Source organism: Planotetraspora mira, from assembly GCF_016863275.1.
GTDB classification, from domain to species: domain Bacteria; phylum Actinomycetota; class Actinomycetes; order Streptosporangiales; family Streptosporangiaceae; genus Planotetraspora; species Planotetraspora mira.
In genome coordinates this window covers 282275-302815 of record NZ_BOOO01000002.1, presented here as the reverse complement: position 1 = coordinate 302815, position 20541 = coordinate 282275, and the positions used below count along the sequence as shown (strand labels likewise).

23 protein-coding genes are annotated in these 20541 nt (G+C 66.5%); 10 read left to right on the top strand and 13 right to left on the bottom strand.

From position 1 onward, the window contains the following. Positions 1–248: 248 nt before the first annotated feature. Positions 249–1094 (top strand): helix-turn-helix transcriptional regulator, encoded by an 846-nt coding sequence (locus Pmi06nite_RS03155; protein ID WP_203951263.1) that lies wholly within the window; start codon positions 249–251, stop codon positions 1092–1094. Positions 1095–1364: 270 nt separating this feature from the next. Here the strand turns inward: Pmi06nite_RS03155 and Pmi06nite_RS42500 are convergent, their stop codons facing one another. The 4 genes from Pmi06nite_RS42500 to Pmi06nite_RS03140 form a co-directional block, all read right to left on the bottom strand. Continuing rightward, entirely contained in the window at positions 1365–1487 is a 123-nt protein-coding gene (locus Pmi06nite_RS42500) for a hypothetical protein (protein ID WP_275409540.1), read from the bottom strand. Next, positions 1484–2134, bottom strand: coding sequence for a DsbA family oxidoreductase (locus Pmi06nite_RS03150; protein ID WP_203951262.1), 651 nt, complete (start codon positions 2132–2134; stop codon positions 1484–1486). Before Pmi06nite_RS03150 ends, Pmi06nite_RS42500 begins: the two co-directional genes overlap by 4 nt. 285 nt (positions 2135–2419) lie before the next feature. After that, the gene (locus Pmi06nite_RS03145) at positions 2420–2980 is read right to left on the bottom strand and encodes an NAD(P)H-dependent oxidoreductase (RefSeq protein WP_203951261.1); all 561 of its coding nucleotides are present in this window, start codon (positions 2978–2980) and stop codon (positions 2420–2422) included. Positions 2981–3059: 79 nt separating this feature from the next. Continuing rightward, on the bottom strand, positions 3060–3830 hold the full coding sequence (locus Pmi06nite_RS03140; RefSeq protein WP_203951260.1) for an SDR family NAD(P)-dependent oxidoreductase: 771 nt from the start codon (positions 3828–3830) through the stop codon (positions 3060–3062). Between the two features lie 237 nt (positions 3831–4067). Between Pmi06nite_RS03140 and Pmi06nite_RS03135 the strand changes: the two genes are divergently transcribed. Both Pmi06nite_RS03135 and Pmi06nite_RS42915 read left to right on the top strand, forming a co-directional pair. Continuing rightward, positions 4068–4517, top strand: a complete 450-nt coding sequence (locus Pmi06nite_RS03135) for a winged helix-turn-helix transcriptional regulator (protein WP_239113557.1) — start codon at positions 4068–4070, stop codon at positions 4515–4517. After that, complete coding sequence (locus Pmi06nite_RS42915; protein ID WP_203951258.1) at positions 4501–4944, top strand: hypothetical protein; 444 nt, start codon at positions 4501–4503, stop codon at positions 4942–4944. Before Pmi06nite_RS03135 ends, Pmi06nite_RS42915 begins: the two co-directional genes overlap by 17 nt. Before the next feature lie 35 nt (positions 4945–4979). Here the strand turns inward: Pmi06nite_RS42915 and Pmi06nite_RS03125 are convergent, their stop codons facing one another. Both Pmi06nite_RS03125 and Pmi06nite_RS03120 read right to left on the bottom strand, forming a co-directional pair. Further along, positions 4980–5972 (bottom strand): aldo/keto reductase, encoded by a 993-nt coding sequence (locus tag Pmi06nite_RS03125; RefSeq protein ID WP_203951257.1) that lies wholly within the window; start codon positions 5970–5972, stop codon positions 4980–4982. Beyond that, positions 5969–6253, bottom strand: a complete 285-nt coding sequence (locus Pmi06nite_RS03120; protein ID WP_203951256.1) for a MerR family transcriptional regulator — start codon at positions 6251–6253, stop codon at positions 5969–5971. Before Pmi06nite_RS03120 ends, Pmi06nite_RS03125 begins: the two co-directional genes overlap by 4 nt. Positions 6254–6915: 662 nt before the next feature. Here Pmi06nite_RS03120 and Pmi06nite_RS03115 point away from each other — a divergent pair. Then, positions 6916–7545, top strand: coding sequence for a TetR/AcrR family transcriptional regulator (locus Pmi06nite_RS03115; protein WP_203951255.1), 630 nt, complete (start codon positions 6916–6918; stop codon positions 7543–7545). A gap of 276 nt (positions 7546–7821) precedes the next feature. Here Pmi06nite_RS03115 and Pmi06nite_RS03110 read toward each other — a convergent pair whose 3' ends face one another. The 4 genes from Pmi06nite_RS03110 to Pmi06nite_RS03095 all read right to left on the bottom strand — a co-directional run bounded on the left by Pmi06nite_RS03110 (position 7822) and on the right by Pmi06nite_RS03095 (position 12625). Beyond that, the gene (locus tag Pmi06nite_RS03110; protein ID WP_203951254.1) at positions 7822–8274 is read right to left on the bottom strand and encodes a hypothetical protein; all 453 of its coding nucleotides are present in this window, start codon (positions 8272–8274) and stop codon (positions 7822–7824) included. Between the two features lie 1005 nt (positions 8275–9279). Further along, the gene (locus Pmi06nite_RS03105; protein WP_203951253.1) at positions 9280–9486 is read right to left on the bottom strand and encodes a hypothetical protein; all 207 of its coding nucleotides are present in this window, start codon (positions 9484–9486) and stop codon (positions 9280–9282) included. A 1376-nt stretch (positions 9487–10862) separates the two neighbouring features. After that, the gene (locus Pmi06nite_RS03100) at positions 10863–11348 is read right to left on the bottom strand and encodes a nuclear transport factor 2 family protein (protein ID WP_203942909.1); all 486 of its coding nucleotides are present in this window, start codon (positions 11346–11348) and stop codon (positions 10863–10865) included. A gap of 272 nt (positions 11349–11620) precedes the next feature. Continuing rightward, positions 11621–12625 (bottom strand): LacI family DNA-binding transcriptional regulator, encoded by a 1005-nt coding sequence (locus tag Pmi06nite_RS03095; RefSeq protein WP_203951252.1) that lies wholly within the window; start codon positions 12623–12625, stop codon positions 11621–11623. Positions 12626–13072: 447 nt separating this feature from the next. Here Pmi06nite_RS03095 and Pmi06nite_RS03090 point away from each other — a divergent pair, with 447 nt between their 5' ends. Continuing rightward, entirely contained in the window at positions 13073–13582 is a 510-nt protein-coding gene (locus tag Pmi06nite_RS03090) for a hypothetical protein (protein ID WP_203951251.1), read from the top strand. Positions 13583–14130: 548 nt separating this feature from the next. Beyond that, the gene (locus Pmi06nite_RS03085) at positions 14131–14670 is read left to right on the top strand and encodes a GNAT family N-acetyltransferase (RefSeq protein ID WP_203951250.1); all 540 of its coding nucleotides are present in this window, start codon (positions 14131–14133) and stop codon (positions 14668–14670) included. Positions 14671–15122: 452 nt separating this feature from the next. On the opposite strand, the gene Pmi06nite_RS03080 is transcribed toward Pmi06nite_RS03085, so the two are convergent. From Pmi06nite_RS03080 to Pmi06nite_RS03070, 3 genes are read right to left on the bottom strand one after another with little or no spacing between them, the layout of a single operon-like run. Beyond that, positions 15123–15407: a putative Ig domain-containing protein gene (locus Pmi06nite_RS03080; RefSeq protein WP_203951249.1), complete on the bottom strand. Its 285-nt coding sequence runs from the start codon at positions 15405–15407 to the stop codon at positions 15123–15125. Positions 15408–15414: 7 nt separating this feature from the next. After that, on the bottom strand, positions 15415–16773 hold the full coding sequence (locus tag Pmi06nite_RS03075; RefSeq protein ID WP_203951248.1) for a DHA2 family efflux MFS transporter permease subunit: 1359 nt from the start codon (positions 16771–16773) through the stop codon (positions 15415–15417). After that, positions 16766–17284 (bottom strand): PadR family transcriptional regulator, encoded by a 519-nt coding sequence (locus tag Pmi06nite_RS03070; RefSeq protein ID WP_203951247.1) that lies wholly within the window; start codon positions 17282–17284, stop codon positions 16766–16768. The genes Pmi06nite_RS03075 and Pmi06nite_RS03070 overlap by 8 nt, the downstream gene beginning before the upstream one ends. Positions 17285–17322: 38 nt before the next feature. On the opposite strand from Pmi06nite_RS03070, the gene Pmi06nite_RS03065 reads away from it, so the two are divergent. From Pmi06nite_RS03065 to Pmi06nite_RS03050, 4 genes are all read left to right on the top strand, one after another. After that, positions 17323–17874: a methylated-DNA--[protein]-cysteine S-methyltransferase gene (locus Pmi06nite_RS03065; RefSeq protein WP_239113555.1), complete on the top strand. Its 552-nt coding sequence runs from the start codon at positions 17323–17325 to the stop codon at positions 17872–17874. Between the two features lie 29 nt (positions 17875–17903). Beyond that, complete coding sequence (gene miaA, locus Pmi06nite_RS03060) at positions 17904–18809, top strand: tRNA (adenosine(37)-N6)-dimethylallyltransferase MiaA (protein ID WP_239113553.1); 906 nt, start codon at positions 17904–17906, stop codon at positions 18807–18809. A 58-nt stretch (positions 18810–18867) separates the two neighbouring features. Next, complete coding sequence (gene dapF / locus Pmi06nite_RS03055; protein ID WP_203951246.1) at positions 18868–19683, top strand: diaminopimelate epimerase; 816 nt, start codon at positions 18868–18870, stop codon at positions 19681–19683. A gap of 86 nt (positions 19684–19769) precedes the next feature. Then, a complete protein-coding gene (locus tag Pmi06nite_RS03050) occupies positions 19770–20537 on the top strand; it encodes an SCO6745 family protein (RefSeq protein ID WP_239113552.1) in 768 nt (255 codons plus the stop codon). The last annotated feature ends 4 nt before the right edge of the window (positions 20538–20541 follow it).

Genomic DNA, 20541 nt, shown 5'->3' with positions numbered 1-20541 from the left:
GCCATCGACCCAGGCAAGCCCAGCAGCCCGCCTCCTCCACCGCAAGCCCGGCTGTGACCGTTGGCATCCAATCACCGAGGAAGGTGCACACGCGCAGGGACACGTCAAGCCGGGCTTGCACCTCCGTCACCGGCCCGCTGCCGCTCCGCGGTCGGGTCGACGGCAAACGGGATGGGGCAGGCAGGTGGCACAGACTGGAGTGAGTCGCCTTTTTGCGCCTTTACCTGCGATTTCTTACGCTGTCTGGCATGGGGACTCCTCTTGGCGACTTCCTTCGCGCTCGGCGACAGATCATGTCCCCCGACGAGGTGGGCTTGTCGCGCGGTGCCAGCCACCGGCGGACACCGGGACTGCGCCGCGACGAGGTGGCCCTGCTGGCCGGTGTCAGCAGGGATTACTACACGAGGCTGGAGCAGGGAAGAGACCGCTGTCCGTCGGATCAGGTGCTCAACGCCCTGGCACGGGTGTTTCAGCTTGATGCCGATGCCACCGAGCACCTTTACCAGCTCGCTCACCCTCGGGCGCGTAGCTGGGGAATCGATGGCGGGAAAGACAAGGTCAAGCCGCAGGTGCTGCGACTCATGGACAGTTGGGGCCACGGGCCGGCGTCCGTGGTGAACCGTCGAACGGACGTGCTGGCCCATAACTCGCTGTTTGCCGCTCTCGCCGAAAGGTTGGGGCGCACCGACAACTTCATGCGGATGCTTTTTCTCAGCCCGGAGGCCAGGCGGGTGTGGCCAGACTGGGAACAGGAGGCCGGTTCCATGGTCGCCCACCTACGCGCCGCTGTGGGGGCAGACAACAAGGATCCGTCCGTGCTCGAGCTGGTCGAGGAGCTCTCGGAGAGCAGCGAGGACTTTCGGCAGATGTGGGCTCGCCATGACGTACGCGCCAGGCGGCACAACGTCTATCGCCTCCACCATCCTCTTGTCGGCGACCTGATCTTCTGGGATGAGTCGTTCTCCATCGACAGTGCCCCCGGCCAGCGTGTTTTCCTCAGCCAAGCGGAACCCGGTCCCTCCGAGGAGGCCCTGGCCAAGTTGAGCGCTATGAGGCCTCGTGTGGACCAGTCATGCGAAACGTCGTCACGCTGAGACGGGATGATTCCCCACCCGACCCCTCGGCGAGACGGGGGTAGGGACTGGCAGGCTCCACGGATGGAGTAGTCGGAGTCCACCTCATCAACGAAGCCGGGATGACGCTGCGTCACAAGCCGCGACCTGCGTCGAGCATCTTCAAGTAAAGGATTCGCTGTCATGCAGGTTCCCCTGGTCCACTCCGGCCTCGGCCAGGCCGTCAGCGCGCGCGATCAGACGGATCAGTGCTCCTTCTACTGGGCGCAACGACAGGCGGCGGGTAGGCCGTCACGACTTGTCGTCTGCTGAAAGCGGCGAGGTGACGCATTTGCCGGTTTCGAGGTCGCAGTACCCCTCGACAGCGTCGGGCAGCAGCTCGAGGGGCTCGAGCGGGTCGTACTTGTCACTCATCGGTTCTCCCACGCCGTGCGGATGGCATCCGCGTATGACTGAACGGTCCCGGCACCGGGGACGCCATAACGACCGGCGAGCACAACGAACGGGACGCCTGTAGCCCCCAGGCGGAGCGCCGCCTGCTGATCGCGGCGGACTTGGGCGGCGAACTGGTCCCCGGCCAGCACGGTGCGGACCTCATCCTCAGGGATACCCAGGTCGACCGCTGAGGCGGTCATGGCGGCGTGGTCGTAGGTGTCCCGGCGACCGCTGAACAGGGAGCGCTGCAACCGGCTCATGAGCTCGTTGGCGACCCCGTGCTGCTTGGCCAGCTGGAGCAGCCGCAGCGCGTCGAAACTGTTGGCATGGATGCGCTCCGTCTCGTACGGCAGCCCATCCTGATCAGCCATGCCCTTCACGCGGCGATCCATCTCGAGCGCCCGCTCCCGGCTCACTCCCATTTTCTGGGCGGTGTAGCTCGCGATCTCGGCCGGCTCTTTCGGAGCTGTGGCGTCAAGTTCGAAGGTGTGCAACTCCAGCTCGATCTCCTCCTGGTGTCCGGACCGCGAGATCGCGGTCTTGAGGCGCTGCTTTCCGACGTAGCAGTACGGGCAGGCCACGTCTGCCCAGACGTCGATGTGCAATTTGTCGGTTTGTGCTGCCATCAGAACTCCTTTAGTGGTACCGGTGCTGGTGCGGTCGTGGGTTCAGGTTGTGGCCGGCTACGACGGCCGCGAGCGTGACTTGCTGCTCTCCGCGAATGATCCGAACCTGCCGGTTTATCCGGATGGTGCGGCCGAGGAAGTCGACGTCATCGACAGCGATTCCGAAGCTTGCCGGTGGCCACAGCCACCGAGGTACGCCATTGCTGCACGCCGGATGGAATGCCGTCCCCGCCCGCCATCTGGCCCCGGAAAGCCTCCGCTCGGAGCGTGCCGGGAATACGGGGCTCAGGACGCGGGGACCTTGATGGCGGCGGCGAGGGCGCTGAGCACCTGCACGAGCTGCGCGACGGCTTCGGCGTCATCGGCCGGGTGGGTCTGGGCGAAGCGAGTCACTGAGTCGGGTATCGCGAGTTTGGCGTCCTTCAGGATCGTGGCGCCGGCGATACCGGCGGACTTGCGGGCGTCGTCCTGGGCCCACACGCCACCGTACTGACCGAAGGCGGTGCCGACGACGGCGGTCGGCGAACCCGCTAGGGCGCCGGAGCCGAACGGGCGGGACAGCCAGTCGATGGCGTTCTTCAGCACGGCGGGGATGGTGCCGTTGTGTTCGGGGGTGACGAGCAGGAACGCGTCGGCGCGCGCGGCGGTCTCGCGCAGGCGGGTGGCGGCGGCGGGACGCTGTTCGTCGGTGTCGATGTCCTCGTTATAGAAGGGCACCTCGGCCAGGCCCTCGTAGAGGGTGACCTTGACGCCGTCGGGGGCGTGTTTGACCGCGGCTTCGGCGAGCTGGCGGTTGTGTGAGCCGGAGCGCAGGCTGCCGACGAGGGCGAGGATGTGGACGGGCATGGGTTCTCCAGACATAGACGTGCCCGGGACAAATACGACTGAGAGAGGTGTGGATCTTGGTTCGCGGTGGTGAGCGGCGCTACTCGCGCATGGTCAGGCCGCCGTCCACCGACAGGATCTGGCCGGTGATCCAACCGGACTCCGCAGACAGGAGGAAGGCGAGCATGGAGGCGAGGTCCTCGGGCTTGCCAAGCCGCGGGAGCGCAGTTTTCTCCAACAGAGCCTCGCGAACCTCTGGGGGCGTGCCGGTACGGACGTTCTCCGTGAGGACGACCCCGGGGGCGACGGCGTTGCACCGGATGTTCTTTTGGCCCCACGCATGGGCGGTGTGGCGGGTGAGCGCGTGCAGGGCGATCTTGGATGAGGCGTACGCGGCGAGCGCCGATTCCCGCTGCCACGCCGCCAGGGAGGAGACGTTGACGATCGAGCCGCCGCCCGAGGCGACCAGCGCGGGCAGGCTTTCGCGGATCATGAGCCCGGCGCCGGTGACGTTGATCCGCATCATCTCGGCCCACACGTCGGGGTCCATGGTGTCGACGCCCTGGTCGCGGGCCATGAGGTCGGCGCCGACGGCGGCGGCGACGTTGGCGACGCCGTCGAGTCGGCCGAATCGGTCAGTGGTCTGGGCGACCAGAGAGGCGATGGAATCTTCGTCCCGAAGGTCAAACTGGACCGTGAGCAGCCGATCGGCCGTTTCCGATGCCTGCTCGCGGGTCCACGCGAGCTTCTCGGCGTTGGTACCGGCCGCGGTCACTCGGGCGCCTTCGGCCAGCAGTCGCTGTACGGTGGCCGCGCCGATGCCCGATCCGCCGCCGGTGACAATGAAGACCTTGTCCTTGAGCCCTTCCATTGCTGGGCATGTCCTTTCGGCTTGTGAGGGTGCGGCGCCGGCTCGGCAGGCGGGAACAATGCCGGAGGCGATGAGGCGGGAATACGCCTAAAATGCCTGGTAGTTACCGCCACGTGCGCAGAACGACCGCTTCGACCGGCGCGTTGACGCTGGTGCGTAAGCCCACTGTGCAGCAGCGCGACAAGGGTTACAAAAGGCATGTTTGTGTTCCTGAGGAACACCGGAAGGGCGTCATCAGTGAGCAACTACGAGGGCCAGGCGGCCTCCACCGGCGAGGCGCGGGCAAACGTACTGCGCCTCTCGGGCCCGTGTGAGCGCTGGGACGAGCGGGACGCGGACTTCATTCGCGAGATCCTCGACCTGGTGGGCGACAAGTGGAGCATGCTGGTCATCGGCGCCCTGGCCAACGGCGACGCCCGCTACTCGGACCTCGACACCGCGATCCCCGCCATCTCCCGGCGCATGCTCACCCTCACCCTCAAGCGCCTTCAGCGCAGCGGGCTAGTCGACCGCGCTGCCTACGCGGAGGTGCCACCCCGCGTCGAGTATTCCCTCACCAGCCTCGGCGCCTCCCTGCTCTCCGCCATCGAGCACCTGGCTGCCTGGAGCGCCGAACAGCACACCGAGATCCGACGCCACCAGGACGCGTACGACATGAGCGCCACACGGAGTGCGTCCCTGGCGTGAGGCGGAGTGGATCCCGTGCCAGAGTGAGGCTTTCTATGATCGCGCTCGTTCGGGCCGGCCGCGCACTCTGGGCCATCGTGCGATCGCGGCCGAGACGCTCAAGCCCCCGCCAAAGAAGTTCGGTGTCACGCACTGGTCGAGCCGACTTCTCGCCGATCGGCTCAAGATCTCCAACATCTCGGTCGCGCGGCGTGGCGGGCCTATGAGATCGAACCGTGAAGCGGAGTCGTTCCGGTTCTCCACCGACCCCGAGCTGGTCGGCAAAGTCACCGACATCCGTAGCCTGTACCTGGGCGCCCACGAGGATCTGCCCGATGACGCGATCGTGCTGTGCATCGATGAGAAGTCCCAGATCGAGGCCCTGGACCGCACGGTGCCGGTACTGCCGATGCAACCCGGCCCGATCGAGCGACGCTCCCACGACTAGTACCGGCACGGCACCACGACCCTGTTCGCCGCGCTCTACCGGTTGATGCGGCTCATGTCGGCGTACCGGTCGCCGACCGGCGCCGCCACCTCGGACAGCTGCTCCAGCTGCTCGGCCGAGAGCACCAGCTCGTCCGCCACCACATTCTGCTCCAGGTTGGCGACCCGGCGCGTGCCGGGAATGGGCGCGATGTCGTCGCCTTGCGCGAGCAGCCACGCGAGCGCAACCTGAGCGGGCGTCGCGCCGAGCTGCTTGGCGACGTCGTCCACCTGCTCCACGATCCGGATGTTCGCCTCCAGGTTGTCCCCCTCGAAGCGCGGGTTGGACCGGCGCCAGTCGTCGGCGTCGAGCTGGTCGAGCGAGCGGATCGTGCCGGTGAGGAAGCCGCGGCCGAGCGGCGAGTAGGGCACGAAGCCGATGCCGAGCTCGCGCACGGTGGGGAGCACTTCGGCCTCGGGGTCGCGCGTCCACAGCGAGTACTCGGTCTGGATGGCGGTCACCGGGTGCACGGCGTGCGCACGCCGGATGGTGGCGGGCGCTGCCTCCGACAGCCCGTAGTGGCGGATCTTGCCTTCCTCGATCAGCTCGGAAAGCGTCCCGACCGTGTCCTCGATCAGCGTCCCCGGGTCTATCCGGTGCTGGTAGTAGAGGTCGATGTAGTCGGTGTTCAGGCGTCGCAGCGAACCCTCGACCGACCGCCGCACATTCTCGGGGGTGCCGTTCAGCCCGAGGACCGGCAGCCCGTTCTCCTCGGGCACGAGGTGGTTGATCTGACCGAATTTGGTGGCGATGACCACCTCATCGCGGTGGCCAGCGAACGCCTTGGCGAGCAGTTCCTCGTTCGTGTACGGACCGTAGATCTCGGCGGTGTCGAAATAGGTGACGCCCAGCTCCATGGCGCGGTGGATCGTAGCGATCGACCCGGGGTCGTCGGTGCCGGCGCCGGTGTAGCCCCCGGACATGCCCATGCAGCCGAGGCCCAGACGCGAGACCTCGAGCCCCTCGCCTCCCAGTGTGATCTTCTTCATGTGGATAGCCTTTCCTGATAGAGACCGATCTTGTAGTCGATAGCGGCGAGGCTCGCCGTCATCTCCCCGAGTTGGCGCTCGACGTTCATCCGGTGGATGAGCAGCAGTTCGAGCCGTTCCGCGGTGCTTTCGTCGCCGCGGCAGGCGAGCTCGACGTATTCGCGCATCTTGGCGATGGGCATCGAGGTCATGCGCAGCTTGGTGAGAAAGGTCACCCAGTTGAGGTCGGCCTCGGTGTACCGGCGATGCGTCGACGACGCCCGGTCGACCGGCGCGAACATGAGCCCTTCGCGCTCGTAGTAGCGCAGCGTGCGTCAAAAGTCCGGTGCGTTCGGCGACATCGGAGATCGACATCGTGCCCCGTGCACGATCCCTATCGATTCGGCCATATCGGCGACAATAGGACTTGAAGTGCGCTCTAAGTCAATCTGGCAGCCTGGGGACATTGGGGCCACCGTGGAGGCCTTGAGCGAGCCACACCATGCCGACGAGCATGAGGGTGCCCCAGGTCCCGTCACCTGGCCGACCACTGGACCGAAAACGAATACGTCGAGTACCTGCACGGCGAGCGTCGGCGCTTCGCGTCGGTGATGCAACCGCACCGGAGGCATCACGCCGGCTCAGGCGGAAACGGCAGCCTCGGAGCGCTATCCCTACGAGGCGAGCAACGCGCTATTCCGCAGGCACATCTTCCCATGACGAGGCATGGCGTTGGGCGATGCTGGCAATCTACGGACGAAGCAAGCCGGGCTTGCCCCTCCCTCGTCGGCCCACTGCCGCTCCGCGGTTGGGTCAACGGTAAACGGGATGGACGGCGGCTCCTGTTCGGTCGGGTGTCAGGCCATCACGGTGTTCATGATCGCGTTGGATGGGCCCAATGTTTCGCTATCCAGCGGAATAGGAACGGAACATTACGGTCGGTAGCGGCAGAGACGCGACTAACGTGATGTTCATGGGTGGGGTTAGCCGCGGCAGCGAGCTCGAGTCGAACATGGTGCGGGAGCGCATCATCGAGAAGGCCACTCGGCTCTTCGCGTCTCTGGGGTACGACGGAACCCCGGCCCTGACGATCGCCGATGCCGCCGGAGTCGACATCGCCACCGTCACTGACCTCGTCGGCGGTAAACGCGAGATCTACATGATGGTGGCGCGTCGGAACTACCTCGCCACACAGGCGATGTTGGACTCGGCATTCGCCGAGTTCACACCCGATCGGGCGGGTGTTCTCTTGGTGGTGGACCGCTTTCTGGACTTCTACATCGATCACCCGGAGATCCCCGAGTTGTGGATACACCGATGGATGTCCGACGCCGCCGACGTCGCCGGGGTTGAGGCTCAGTACGTCAAGCCGAATCGAGACCGCGTCAACGAAGCGTTCCGGCCCGTTGTCGGACCCGATGTGGACGTCGGGCAGACCGTGGAGGTCATCGTCTGGTGCGTCCGCGGCTTCGTGGTAGGTGGCATGCTCTCCCCGAAAGGGGAGCCCCATGGGCCTCGCGACATTGTGTACCTGCAGCGGTTCCGTGCGTACCTGCACCAGCTAGCCACCAGGTTGCTCGGATTGGATGGCTGACGGCTTTCCCTGCTTCCTCCGCTGATCCGCGCCGACGCGGCTGCTCGGAAGCCGACCCAGGGCACTTTTGGGGCCCAGGGGCCTCGCGTGCCCGTTGCGTGCCCGTACGTCGGCAACCAGCGGGGAATCACGGGGACTCACGGTCACTCGACCGGCATATGCCCAGGTCAGCCTTTCCGCAGCTCAGACCGGATGATGTTGAAAGACTTCCCAAGCTGATAGGACTCTGAGCAGACCGGAGAGCACAGCGCGGGTCCGCACCTTTTGTGTGCACGACTACATTGCGGAAAGCACTTCCATTCCCTCCAGATAGTTCAGCTGGATATCAGGGGTTTTGCCGAATGCGAAGCCGACCTTCACAAGGAGTGCAGCTCTTTCTAGCTCTCCAGGTAGTTCGAACGACAGAATCGGTCGTGCTGGCATGCCGTACTGCGTGTAGCGGTTGTCGTCTATCTCGTTCCACATAAATAGGTGTGGCCCATATGTCAATGCGACAAGACAGTGTGGCTGGTACTCATCGTGAGGACAATACGCGTCAAACCAATCCGGGTATCGGGCCTTGGCACTGGCCGTCGCCTCGTCCATGACCTGCACATTGGCCGCAACCGTCAAAGGCACCGGGCCCATCGCGGACGAGAACAGACCGACGCAACCCGACGGATCGACCGCCCACCAATGGAACTGAAGGCCCCAACGCGGATGAACGAAGGGAGACTCCGATGTCGACATGATCCCAGTATAAGAACGCATCTACGACAACCATGGAGTCATCGGGCCGCCGTCGAGCGGCGGCATAGAAGTCCATCGAGACAAGCTTGATCGCGTGCCAGATGCGTGCCAGATTGAACGGCGATCAGCGGGGACTGACGGGGAGTCACGGGGACTCGACCAGCACTGAGCTGCACCCCTGTTTCCCAGCTCAGAGAGGGTAGATCACTAGCCGATTCCCAAGCTGACAGTGTGCACATCTCCGCAGCGCTGCGTACTTGCGGCCTGCGCGCGTTCGGCGGCGGCCTGGCGGGCTTGCGCATGCGGCCCTGGGGGCCGTACGCGCCCGCCACCGCCACGCGCTCGGCCGCTATCCGGACAGGCGCGGTGTGAGCTGTCGCGGCGGGAACGGTGATTGCTACCGGGCGAGCCCAGCCAGCAAGCGTGACCACCACACGTATGCATCAGTTCGCCGCCATCCGCCGGCATATGACACCGAGTGACCGTCGTGCCGTTCAGTCGTACGTCTGAGCCTGTAGATCCCGCCGTATGACACCAGTTCGTAGACCGTCATGACGCACATACAGGTGTGGTCAACAGACCGTCCATCGCCAGGCGAGTCGTCGCACCATGACAGCTCAACCCGTCGTGCCTGCGGTGCCGCAGCATGGGGCGAGACCCTGGGGCAGTCCGACCAGTCGTCATCGGGGCCGAAGGCAATGGCCGCGATCCATGGGTGCGTTGCCCGCAACTCGTCTGCGACAGCTTCCACGTCGGGGGATCCGAGCATGAGATCCGACCGCACGGCGTCGATCATCTCGCCTGTTCGCAGGCGGACCAGAGCAGCCCTACGCCTCGTCTCCGTCGTGATTGTTCGGATGTAGTCAGTGATCAGGCGACCCTCTTGGAGATCGAGCTTGAGTTCGCGCCTGACCGCGTCGCCAGCTTCCCCGGCGAGGATGCGCCGCACTGCTTCGTCGCGGAGGGCGGCAATCTGCGTGCCTGGCCTCCACGGAGGCGCGGACGTCACCGCAGATCGCCGACCGTGAAGCGAGCCTCTTGCTCCGCCCGCTGCCACGTGATCACCATTCGCGCAGCGCAAGCGGCGAGGTTGAGCCCACCTTCGGAGTCAGCGGAGATCTGTCGCCCAGTGGACTTGTGACGACCGTAGAACCGTCCGTCGTCGCCGATCCACGTGTCGAACTCGGCAACCTCGGGGGCAGGCTCGCGCATGGTCTGACCTCCGAATCGGGGGAGCCCTTCGGCGCAATCACCGAGGACAGGGCTGCACGCTTTTCAGGCGAGTCCCCGCCATGCTGGCCAGGTCCCCATACTTGATCTACTCCGTTCGCGGTCTGGGCAGTATCGTCGCCGCAGTCGAGCAGGGTGGCGACGAGTCCTAACTCTTCGGTTCGTGAGCAGTTCCATGCAGCCTGTTGATGTCAACCGTTGATTGATTGCATAGCCAAAGTTCTAGGCAAGTCGTATCCGTACAATAATCTGCGGGGCATGCTGCGCCGGCGCTTATTAGTGCTGGCGCGGTTGTGCTTCTGCCTGCTTCAATATGAGGAAAATAATCATGGAAGAGGTACGCAATACCTCATCTGTCTGGTACTCCGGATGCTTAGTCGGAGGTCTCGTTGGTGTTCCGACAACCCTCATCACGATTTTTGTCATCGGACATATGTGGAGTTCGTGCAATGTAGGTGTGAATGCGGGCGCTAATTCTCTGACGCTGATTTTGTTCGCGCCGATAATTTGGTTGGCCTCTGCGCTTTCATGGCTGATTCTGTATGGTGCGATCGGAAGATTCAATCATGGCGTGGCAATAATGTTCGGAATAGTCTTCAATCTTGGGCTTCTTTGGTTCCTGGTGGCGCACTTCGGTGCGATGGAGTCATATCCAGATCCAATATGCCCGGGGAACGTGCCACCATGGTGGCCGAGTTTCATACCTGTTTGATCTAATCTGTCTGTATGCAAGGTAAGTATTTCCGATCGGGGTGCCCCCGTGATGAAGCGCATTTTATTACTCTCCCACAGAAGGGCGCGTTCGTGTCTGCTCCTAATCAGGTCCAGTAGGAGGTGGTGACACAAATGAAATGGAAGATGGATCGTCACAAGTGGGCGGATCTTGGTGAGGGCGGAATAACTCTCTCGGAGCGGATCGCGGAGTTCATTTCCGCATGCGATCTGATCGTGTGCGTGAGCTCTTTTTTCTGATCGAGGAGGCTGTCGTACCGGGTAAACGGACCAATGAGAGTCGGTGTAGAGACTGTCTCGGCGTTCGGCGGCCTTCTTCTTACCCCACTCACGTGCCAGCGTGCTCGGCTTAGCCTCCAAATTCACTCCTTCCTCTCGACGGAAGGAGACACGCAAGAAGCAGACCGGCAGGGAGAAGCCCCGTAGGGCTGCGCGTACAGCGCAAAACCTACGAGGCTTCAGACAAGTCGCTTCATTCGAGAGTTTGGATTTTTTGGAGGCATCTAGTTATCGGCTATTGCGACATGATGCCGCTGGCGCCACCCGGCGACCGAGAGCCCACCTCGATCTAACATGGTTCGGCCGGAGACCAAGCACGCGATCCCGCGATCACCAGCAACTGCCTTTTAACGGTCGACGTCGCTCGATGGGCGCAGCGCGGTCAGGAGGCTTTCGAGCTGGCCCCATGCCCGTGCGCTGGCAATGTGATCGATGTAATCGCGAGACTCGACGATGAGCCCGTCGCGAATACGGAGAACGAAGACACAGGGCACGGTGAACGCCTCTCCTGTCTCGTCCACGTGCCCCTGGTAAGCGAACTCGGCGACGATCACCTCTGGATCGGCGGTGTCGTGGATGATGATGTTGACCGGCTTACGGTTCAGCGTCCGGGCAAACGGCGGCGGCGCGGTGAAGTGCTCGTGCAGTTCGCTACGGCTCAGCAGCGGCGGCGGGTTGAGCGGGTGAAACGGGTGGGTGACATGGGTCTGTTCGGCATAGAGGTCGGCCAAATTTTCGTACGGCCCTTCGCAGACCCCATTCACCAGGCGGAGAAACACGTCACGCGGGCTACTGTGACCATCGCCGCCGTCCGGATCGGCTCGGGAATCCATGGACCTCACCTTATCGATTTCCACCTCGACAGCTACCCGCACCGGCGTTTCTAGCCCGTGCCCGTCGCGTGCCCGTCAGCACGGTGACTCACGGCAAGCCGCGGAAAGCCATGAGCGAAACGATTAGGCGCGTGACCAGCGTCGCAGCAGGCTAGACAATCGCGTACCGAAACCTTCCGAACTGGGGGTCTAGTCGCCAATGAACCAGAGCTGACGATGGTGCACGCGCCCGAGTCCTGCGCACGGTGGGCGGTCAACGGGTCCTGTCGCCGTCAGACGGCCAGGCTTGATCCGCGAACCACCAGCTCGGTGGCGAGTTCGATGTGGCGGGACTCGATCTTCTCGCCGGCTGCCAAACGCAGTGCCGTGTGCAGCGCGACGGCGCCCATCTCGCGCAATGGCTGCCGGACGGTGGTCAGTGGCGGCGCGGTCATCGTGGCGATCTGGGTATCGTCGAAGCCCACCACGCTGAGGTCCTCGGCGATGCGCAGCCCCCGTGCCCTGGCGACCTGGATGACGCCGAGGGCGTTCTCGTCACTGGCGGCGAAGACGGCCGTCGGCGGGGTCGGCAGGTCGAGCAGTGTGGTCCCTTCCTGGATCCCGTGGGGGTAGCAGAAACCCGCGGTGCGCACGTATTCAGCGGGCACGGGCACGCCTGCGGTTTCCATGGCGGCCCGGTAGCCGTGCATGCGCGCCTGGTTGGAGGCGGCGGTGACGGGGCCGCCGAGGTAGGCGATGCGGCGGTGTCCGAGGGCCAGGAGGTGTTGCGTGGCGGACATGCCGCCGGCGAAGTTGGTCGAGCCGACGCTCGTCACAGGGCTGGCCGGCACGTTCATCGGGTCGATCACCACCACTGGCAGGTGCGCCCGGAGCAGCACCTTGAGTTGAGCCGGCGTTGGCTCCGCGGCAAGTGTGATCACCGCTCGCCGCCCGGCGTCGATTAGGCCGCGAGCCCAGGAGACACCGCCGGCCATGTGCTCGGTGCTGGTCACGACGACCGCCACGCCCGATTCGGCTGCGGCCTGCATCACGCCCTGGACGATCTCGGCCGAGTACGCGCACAGCGGCCCGTCCACCTGCAGCTCGACCGTCGCCGTCAGCTCCGGGCGTGCCGATCGGTGCACGTAGCCATGTTCCACCAACAGGCGCTGCACCAGCATGCGGGTGGCCGGAGCAACGTCGCTGCGGCCGTTGAGCACTTTAGACACGGTGGCCACGGACACGCCCGCCGAGGCCGCGACGGTGGCCAGCGTGGCCTGTGTGGACTTGCTCGGCATTGCTTCCTCCTGGCGCCTGAAGTGTCCCGGCAGGGCCTCACGATGACGCCGTGAGCGCACGGCTCGCCTGGGCGCCACTGCGAGGATCTTCGCGGAAGTCCCCATCGGGTCCCTCCCCGCAGACTGCGATACCTGCCGGAATGTACCGTGAGCCGCGCGTGCCCGTACGGTCGGCAAGCAGTGGGGGAACCACGGTGACTCACGGTCACTCGACCGGCATACGCGCAGCTCACCGTTTCCCCAGGTCACCCGGCATGATGTTGAAAGACTTCCCAAGCTGACAGCGCGGGTTCGATTCCCGTCACCCGCTCCACGCGCAAAGACCCAGGTCAGAGGATGGTTCTCAACCCAGCGTTGATCGTCTCAAAGTACTGGTCTGTCTTCCTTCGTGCGGGACGATGGCGGACGGGATGAGCAGGGCCGTCTGTATCGCTAGTGTCCCAACACATGACAGCTAGACCCACTGATAGCTGGCGGCAAGCCATTGCGGAGGAAGCCCGGGAGCTCGCTGCTGGCGAGCTTGACCCGGAATGCGCCGGTGCTTCAGAGAGCTACCCCGAGCCGATGCTGGCGGACACGGACGAAGTGCTGCTGACCTTCGAGGCGGACCTCTCAGCCCTCGCAAAGCCAACGGACGAAGCCGTACTCGATGTCATCAAACACGTGGTCTTGGCACTCAACAAGGTCAACGCCCATCACGAAGGGGCTTACCAAACGGATGAACGGGAAGCCTTGTGCATGTACATCGACCGAACGCTCGTCCACGCTGGCATCGATGTCGCAGCATTGGCTACACGCCGGGGCCTCCACCGCTACGAGATCACGGACCGCCTGGCGCACCTGGTGAAGCCAGACGCGAACAGCTCCTTCGCCCAAGGTCGCGTGCCAGATGCGTGCCAGATTGAACGGCGATCAGCGGTGAATCACGGGGACTCACGGTCACTCGGCCGCCGCTGAGCTGCACCCCCGTTTCCCAGTTCGCAGAGGGTAGATCAGTAGCCGATTCCCAAGCTGATGGCGCGAGTTGGGCTCGGCCGGCGGATCGTCGGCAAACACGAATGGGCCGACGACGTGTTCACCTCGTGGCGCTGGTGATCGGCACTGATTTACCCGTCGACGGATCGAGCCGCGTGCGGCGAACCTTCAGGTAGGTCTGCCCGTCGATGGGGTTGGACCTGGGCGGCGGGACGCCAGGCGTCGCACTGCAGATGGAATTCGGTCCGATCCCGATCGAGGACCTGCGTGAGGCGTTCCACGCGCTGCACGCGGCTCTGGTGGTCTGACGGTTGGTTCCATTCACGAATCCCGACAGCAGATGTACGGCACTTCGGGAGAGGCGCCGCGCCGCTGCCGAAGTCGATGTTCACGAGAACGGGAGACATCCCGTTCCTAGCAGGCGTGGCTTGTAGGGCCCGGCCCCGCAGGTGAGGGTGAGGCCCGGGCCGGTGGGTTGATCGGTCCGCGAGTCTTGATCGCTGCCGAGTCTTGTTGATTAGCTGGCCGACATGACTGAGCTCGGACCCGTTGCCTGGCCGCCTGAGCCGATCCGGACCGAGAGGCTCGTGCTCCGTGAGTCCGAGGCCCGGGACCGTTCGGCGTTCATCGAGCTGCTGGCGTCGCCTGAGGTGCACACCTACCTCGGCGGGCCCCGGCCGCGTGAAGAGCTTGAGCGCGAGATGCCCGGGGCGCCCGAGCGGTGGCCTGGGAGTTTCGTCGTTGATCTCGACGGGGCGATGATCGGCCAGATCCTGCTCAGGAGAGCAACGGGGCACCGTCGCCCGGCTGCCGCGGGGAAGGCCGATCTCGGTTACCTGTTCCTGCCGCGGGCGTGGGGATTCGGGTACGCCGCCGAGGCGTGCGCGGCGGCACTTGACTGGTTCGACGGCGTCCTTCCCGGCGAGCCGGTGGTGCTTACCACCCAAACCGCCAACGTCGGCTCGATGCGCCTTGCGGCAAAGCTGGGGTTCACCGAGGTAGAGCGTTTCCAGGCCTGGGACGCCGAGCAGTGGCTCGGCCTGCGGTCCCCGGTCACGCCGTCTGCTTGAGCTCGTGCTCGACAGCACTGCTAGGACGGAGCCCAGCAGTGTTGAAACTCATGAACGTCTCACCAGGCGGTCACGGCCGAACGCCTCCCGAAACGCTGTCGACGCGCTGTCCGTTCTCGTGGACGAAGCCAGACGGTCTGGGGCGCGGTGTGGTCAGACTGCCGTTGTGAGTGGGCGTCCGCCGGAGCGGATGCCTTTCTCGCTGCGGATGCGGGCGCGTCGACCCCGAGGGCACATTTGGTCGTGGCCTGAGATAGCGCAACATCGACCTTCTGCCTTTCAGACGTAGGGGACTGTAAGACGCGGCTCTGGCACGAATTCGGTGGTGCCGGATGTTCTCCGGAGTGTGCCGGAGAGCCAGGGCGGCTTCGGGCTGACTGCCAGCTTGGTCGTGGATTGTCCCAGGGGCTCGGTGGTGTGCCGGGTCCCTGGGATCGTCGGGTCCGTGCTGGTTATCGGACGGTGACGGTTTTGGTGGCGGTGGCGGGGGTGCCGATGCCGTTGGTCGCTTGCAGGGTGAGGGTGTAGGTGCCGCCCTGGGTGGGGGTTCCGGACAGGGTGCCGCCGGGGGCCAGTTGCAGGCCGGGCGGGAGTGTCCCGGAGGCGAGGGTGACCTTGGGTGCGGGGGTCCCGGTGGCGGCGAACTGGTAGATGAAGTACTTCCCGGTCTCCGCGGCCGGCGCGGTGGCCGCGGCGAATCTGGCCGGGGCGTTGACGACGATGGTCGCGTCCTCCACGGCGACGTCACGTGTGCCGGAGCGCGAGGGCGGCCAGCGCCCCCACGCCCGCCACGGCCGACAGCAGCAGCCCGCTCGCGTGCAGGGCGTCCACGGGAGACCCCGTGATCGCATGGGAGCTGTAGAAGGTGGCGAGCAGGGCGATGCCGACCGATCCCGCCAGCCGCTGGGAGATGCTGTACAGCGTGTTGGCGTCGGCCACCCGATCGTCCGGCAGGCCGCTCAGCAACATGATCGTCAGCGGTTGCACGGTGAACCCGAGCGCGAGGCCCCGGCCGCACAGCAGCAGGGCGGTCACCCACGACGGAGTGGTGGCGTCGAGGAGGAGCAGCAGACCGGTGGAGGCGGCGAGCACGGTCATGCCTGAGGCGACGATCCCGCGGATCGGGAACCGCTCCGCGGTCCGGTTGCCCAGGGCCACGCCGAGCCCCATCACCAGCCCCTGGGGCAGCAGCACCAGGCCGGTCAGGGTCGTCGAGGCGTTCTGGACCCCGCGGAGGAAGACCGGTACCAGGAACAACACGGCGAACAGCACCACGCTCGCGGCTCCGGCCAGGGCGACGGCGAGGGCTCTGCGCGAGTCGGCGAGCAGGCCGAGATCGACCACGGGCCGCACCGGCCGCTCGCGGCGGGCCCACACGACGTAGACGGCCAGCAGGGCCACACCGGTCGCCCACCACGCCGCCGTCGACGGCCATCCCTGCTGGGCGGCCTCGCTCGTGCCGTACGCGGTCAGTGCGAGTCCCGGGGCGAGCACCATCAGTCCGGGGACGTCCAGGCGGGCCCCGCGATCACCGGGCGCCCCGGCCGACCGCGCGGCCCGGACGGCGCCCACCAGCGCCACCAGGCCGAGAGGGACGTTGACGAGGAACGCTGAGCGCCAGCCGTACGCGCTGATCAGCAGACCGCCGAGGGCGGGACCGATCGCGGGGGCGGTGAAGAAGATCAGCCCGCCGGTCACGGGCATCTTGCCGGTGCCGCGACCGAGCAGCATGCCGACCGCGAGGGGGACCATGGGTGCGGCCACCAGCCCCTGCAGCGCCCGTGCGGCTATCAGGGCCTGCACGCCCGGCGCCAAGGCGCACAGGGCGGAGGCGAGGGTGAACGCGGCGAGCACCCACGAGTACGCGCGGAGGAGGCCGAACCTGCGTCCCAGGTAGGCCGACGCCGCCAGCCCGGCGGCCATCGCGAGCAGGTATCCGCTGATCGTCCACTGGACGGTCGGCAGGTCGCCGCCCAGGTCCCGGGCGATCTCGGGAACCGCCACGTTGACCACGGCCGAGTCGACCATGGACAACACCGGCCCCGCGACGAGGCCGAGGAGCATGAGGGGCGACAGCGGGGGAGTCTCGGGCCGGTCATCCATCGGGGGGCTCCTCGGCGGCGTCCGCCAACTCGTCCAGCCAGGTCAGTTCGAGGCGGTAGGCCTTGAGGTTGTGGTCGACGACGCGGCGGGCCCAGGCGCGGCCGGTGCCCATGAAGGCCTTCTGGTGGAGGTCGACCATGCGCTCGACCGCCTGCCGCCTCGCCGCGATGATCGCGCGGCGGGTCCCGACGTCGATCAGCTCGAAGTAGGCGACCCGGATCTCGAACTCCGCGTGGTCGGCGAGGACCGCCGGGTCGGTGTCGTGGAGGAGGGCGTGAAGCTGGTCGCGTCCCGTGTCGGTGATCGCGTAGATCGTCCGGGGCGGGCGGCCCGGGTCCGTCTCCGCGGCCACGCGCTCGATCGCGCCCTGCTGCTCGAACCTGCGCAACGCCGGATAGAGCGTGTTGTTGTTGATCGCCTGCCCGGTCGCGAGCTCGACACGCTTCTTGATCTCGTAACCGTGCGCCGGGCCCTGCGCCAGCCGATTCAGGATGAGTATGTCGGAGTACACGGAGTTAATCTAATCTAGGTTAACTTAACCTACAAGGCATGATGCGCGACAATGGGCGCATGGCGGAGACCGTGGCGTTCGGCAGCGTGCCGACGAAGCTCGGCGACGTGCTCGCGGCAGTCACCGAGACGGGCGTGGTGGCCACGTCGTTCAACGACGGGCCGGATGTGCGGGCGCGCATCGCCGGTCGCGTCGGCCTGGCCGTCGCCGACGACCCCGCCCGTACGGCCGGGGCGCGCCGGGAGCTTGAGGCGTACTTCGGGGGAGACGTCAGGGAGTTCGCCGTCACCGTCGACTGGCGGCTCATGTCGGCCCTTCAGCGGCAGGTCCTCGGCACGCTCTACACGACCGTTCCGTACGGACAGGTCGTGACCTACGGCGAGCTGGCGGCCAGGAGCGGGACGGCCGTCCCGGCCAGGGGAATCGGGTCGATCATGGGCAGCAACCCGATTCCGATCATCGTGCCGTGCCACCGCGTCGTGGCGGGCAACGGGCTCGGCGGGTTCAGCGGCGGCGACGGAGTGGAGTCCAAGCGCTGGCTGCTGACCCTGGAAGGTCATCTCCCTCCCACGCTCGACTGGGACCTGTGAGCACTCCCGGCGCTGGGAGACTGGGCCCTGTGGGGCAACTACCAGTGATCGCCGTCGTGGGCGCCACGGCGGCAGGGAAATCGGACCTGGCGGTCGAGTTGGCGCTCGAGTTCGGGGGCGAGGTCGTCAACACCGACTCGATGCAGCTGTACCGCGGCATGGACATCGGCACGGCCAAGCTCTCCCTTTCCGAGCGCCGGGGCGTGCCCCACCATCTGCTGGACATCTGGCCGGTGACCCGGACGGCCAGCGTCGCCGAATACCAGGGGCTGGCGCGCCCGCTGATCGAGGAGATCAGGGGCCGCGACCGCGTGCCGATCCTGACCGGCGGCTCGGGCCTGTACGTCAGGGCGGCCATCGACGACCTGGAGTTCCCCGGGACCGACCCGGGGATCCGGGCCCGCCTGGAGGAGGAGCTGTCGGCGACCGGCCCGGCTCCTCTCTACGAGCGGCTCAGGAATCTCGACCCGGCCGCCGCGGAGAACATCCTGCCGAGCAACGGCCGCAGGATCGTCCGAGCGCTCGAGGTCATCGAGCTGTCCGGCCGTCCGTTCTCCGCCACCATGCCGTCGTTCGACGCGATCTACGACAGCGTGCAGATCGGAGTCGAGGTGCCTCGGCCGGTCCTGGACGAGCGGATCGAGCTCCGGGTCGGCCGCATGTGGGAGGCCGGCCTGGTCGACGAGGTCCGCGCCCTCGTGGCGGAAGGCCTGGCCGAGGGCAGGACGGCGAGCAGGGCGCTCGGGTACGCCCAGGTCCTGCGCTTCCTCGACGGCGAGTGGACCGAGGAGCAGGCCCGTGCGGAGACCGTGCGCGCCACCCGGCGGTTCGCCCGCAGGCAGGAGTCGTGGTTCCGCAGGGACCCCCGCGTGGTGTGGCTGCCGTTCGACGCGCCCGACCTCATCGGCCGCGCTCTCGCCCTGGTCGGCGGCTGAACCCGGAGCCGGGTCCTGGGCACTGCCCGAGCGGCCGGCCCGCCTAGACTTCGTTCACATGCGATTCGTGAAGGGGCACGGCACCGAGAACGACTTCGTCATCCTGCCGGACGCCGACGGCCGTCTCGAGTTGGGCCACAAGCAGGTCGTGGCGCTGTGCGACCGGCGCGCGGGCATCGGCGCCGACGGGGTGCTGCATGTCGTGCGGACGAAGCTCTGCGCCGAGGTCGCCGGTCAGGCGGCCGAGGCCGAATGGTTCATGGACTACCGCAACGCCGACGGCAGCATCGCCGAGATGTGCGGCAACGGTGTCAGGGTCTTCGCCCGCTATCTGGTCGACTCGGGGCTGGCCGGCGCGGGGGAGCTGGCCATCGCCACCCGTGACGGCGTCAAGCGCGTACGGCTCGGCGCGACCGGTGACGTCTCCGTCGACATGGGGATGCCGCGGGTGCTCGGTGTGAGCGGCGTGAACGTGAACGGCCGCGAGTATCAGGGGCTCAACGTGAGCGTCGGAAACCCCCACCTCGCGTGTGTCATCGACGACCCGGTCGGGGACCTCGACCTGCGCTACTGGGAGCCGGACTTCGACCGTGAGGTCTATCCCGCCGGCGTGAACATCGAGTTGCTCAACCTGGTCGCGGACCACACCGTGTCCATGCGCGTCCACGAACGCGGCTCCGGCGAGACGCGGTCGTGTGGCACCGGAACGGTCGCCACCGCGGTGGCCGCGGCACACGGGATCGGTGAGACCACCGGCACCTGGACCGTGCGCGTGCCCGGGGGCACGCTGACGGTCACGCTCGACGAGCGGACGAGCCACCTGTCCGGGCCCGCCGTGCTCGTCGCCTCGGGCGAGTATCCCGCCGTCGTCTAGCCGGATCCCCACTGCGGCGGTGGGTTGCAGAAGGTTGTTCTGTTGGCCCATTCTCGGTCCATTAAGTAGACCGAGGAGGAGGACCGATGGATCCGCGCGGCACGGTGGTGGCGACGAAGGCGGCGATCTGGGCCCTGGGCGGGGGCTTCATGATGTCGAGAGAGGTCAAGGGCCTCTGCGACCGCCTCGGCCTGAGCAGCCGGGAGATGTACTTCCGCGGGCGGTGCGGCGTCCTGGGCGAGGTCCATGCCGACGTGGTGGTCGCGGCCTCGATCTTCTTCCCCGCCGACCGTGTGCGCGAGTGGTGGGAGGGCGGCAGGAAACTGCCCGCCGACGAGGCGGCGGACCTCTACGCGTCGGCGTGCCACGCGTGGGGGCGGCGCAGGCTGGCCGGCTTCGAGGGCGCGGGACGTCTCGCCGAACTGCTCGCCGCGATCGCGGACGGCTCCGACGTGTTCTGCGCGCCGTTGTTCGCCGGTTGGCGTGCCGTGTCGCGTCCAACGGGGGAGGCGGAACTCGCCGCCCATCTGCTCCATGTCCTGCGCGAGCACCGCGGCGCCCAGCACACGACGGCCATCGTCGCCTGCGGTCTCAGTCCCCTTGAGGCCACTCTCATCGGCGCGCCGGAGGCCGGAGCGTGGGACCCGCAGTCAGGCAACGCCTCCGTCGCGCGCTTCCTCGAGTGGCCCGAGCCGTACGGCACGCCGTCGCCCGAGGCGGTCGAACGGCGGGCCAGGGCCGAGGAGATCACCGACGACCTGGTGGCCCCCGCGTTCGGCGTGCTGGACGACGCCGAGCGCGCCGAACTGGCCGATCTTCTCGCCGCGGCCGTCGCCACGGCTTTCGCCAGGTGATTTC

Bases quoted from the DNA above. Each gene is read 5' to 3' on its own strand.
- Pmi06nite_RS03140 (WP_203951260.1), bottom strand. From the start codon at position 3,830: ATGGAAGGGCTCAAGGACAAGGTCTTCATTGTCACCGGCGGCGGATCG.
- Pmi06nite_RS03100 (WP_203942909.1), bottom strand. From the start codon at position 11,348: ATGGATTCCCGAGCCGATCCGGACGGCGGCGATGGTCACAGTAGCCCG.
- Pmi06nite_RS03150 (WP_203951262.1), bottom strand. From the start codon at position 2,134: ATGGCAGCACAAACCGACAAATTGCACATCGACGTCTGGGCAGACGTG.
- Pmi06nite_RS42500 (WP_275409540.1), bottom strand. From the start codon at position 1,487: ATGAGTGACAAGTACGACCCGCTCGAGCCCCTCGAGCTGCTGCCCGAC.
- Pmi06nite_RS03155 (WP_203951263.1), top strand. From the start codon at position 249: ATGGGGACTCCTCTTGGCGACTTCCTTCGCGCTCGGCGACAGATCATG.
- Pmi06nite_RS03105 (WP_203951253.1), bottom strand. From the start codon at position 9,486: ATGCGCGAGCCTGCCCCCGAGGTTGCCGAGTTCGACACGTGGATCGGC.
- Pmi06nite_RS03090 (WP_203951251.1), top strand. From the start codon at position 13,073: ATGACAGCTAGACCCACTGATAGCTGGCGGCAAGCCATTGCGGAGGAA.
- Pmi06nite_RS03085 (WP_203951250.1), top strand. From the start codon at position 14,131: ATGACTGAGCTCGGACCCGTTGCCTGGCCGCCTGAGCCGATCCGGACC.
- Pmi06nite_RS03120 (WP_203951256.1), bottom strand. From the start codon at position 6,253: ATGTTCGCGCCGGTCGACCGGGCGTCGTCGACGCATCGCCGGTACACC.
- Pmi06nite_RS03145 (WP_203951261.1), bottom strand. From the start codon at position 2,980: ATGCCCGTCCACATCCTCGCCCTCGTCGGCAGCCTGCGCTCCGGCTCA.
- Pmi06nite_RS03050 (WP_239113552.1), top strand. From the start codon at position 19,770: ATGGATCCGCGCGGCACGGTGGTGGCGACGAAGGCGGCGATCTGGGCC.
- Pmi06nite_RS03125 (WP_203951257.1), bottom strand. From the start codon at position 5,972: ATGAAGAAGATCACACTGGGAGGCGAGGGGCTCGAGGTCTCGCGTCTG.
- Pmi06nite_RS03095 (WP_203951252.1), bottom strand. From the start codon at position 12,625: ATGCCGAGCAAGTCCACACAGGCCACGCTGGCCACCGTCGCGGCCTCG.
- dapF (WP_203951246.1), top strand. From the start codon at position 18,868: ATGCGATTCGTGAAGGGGCACGGCACCGAGAACGACTTCGTCATCCTG.
- Pmi06nite_RS03075 (WP_203951248.1), bottom strand. From the start codon at position 16,773: ATGGATGACCGGCCCGAGACTCCCCCGCTGTCGCCCCTCATGCTCCTC.
- Pmi06nite_RS03065 (WP_239113555.1), top strand. From the start codon at position 17,323: ATGATGCGCGACAATGGGCGCATGGCGGAGACCGTGGCGTTCGGCAGC.
- Pmi06nite_RS03110 (WP_203951254.1), bottom strand. From the start codon at position 8,274: ATGTCGACATCGGAGTCTCCCTTCGTTCATCCGCGTTGGGGCCTTCAG.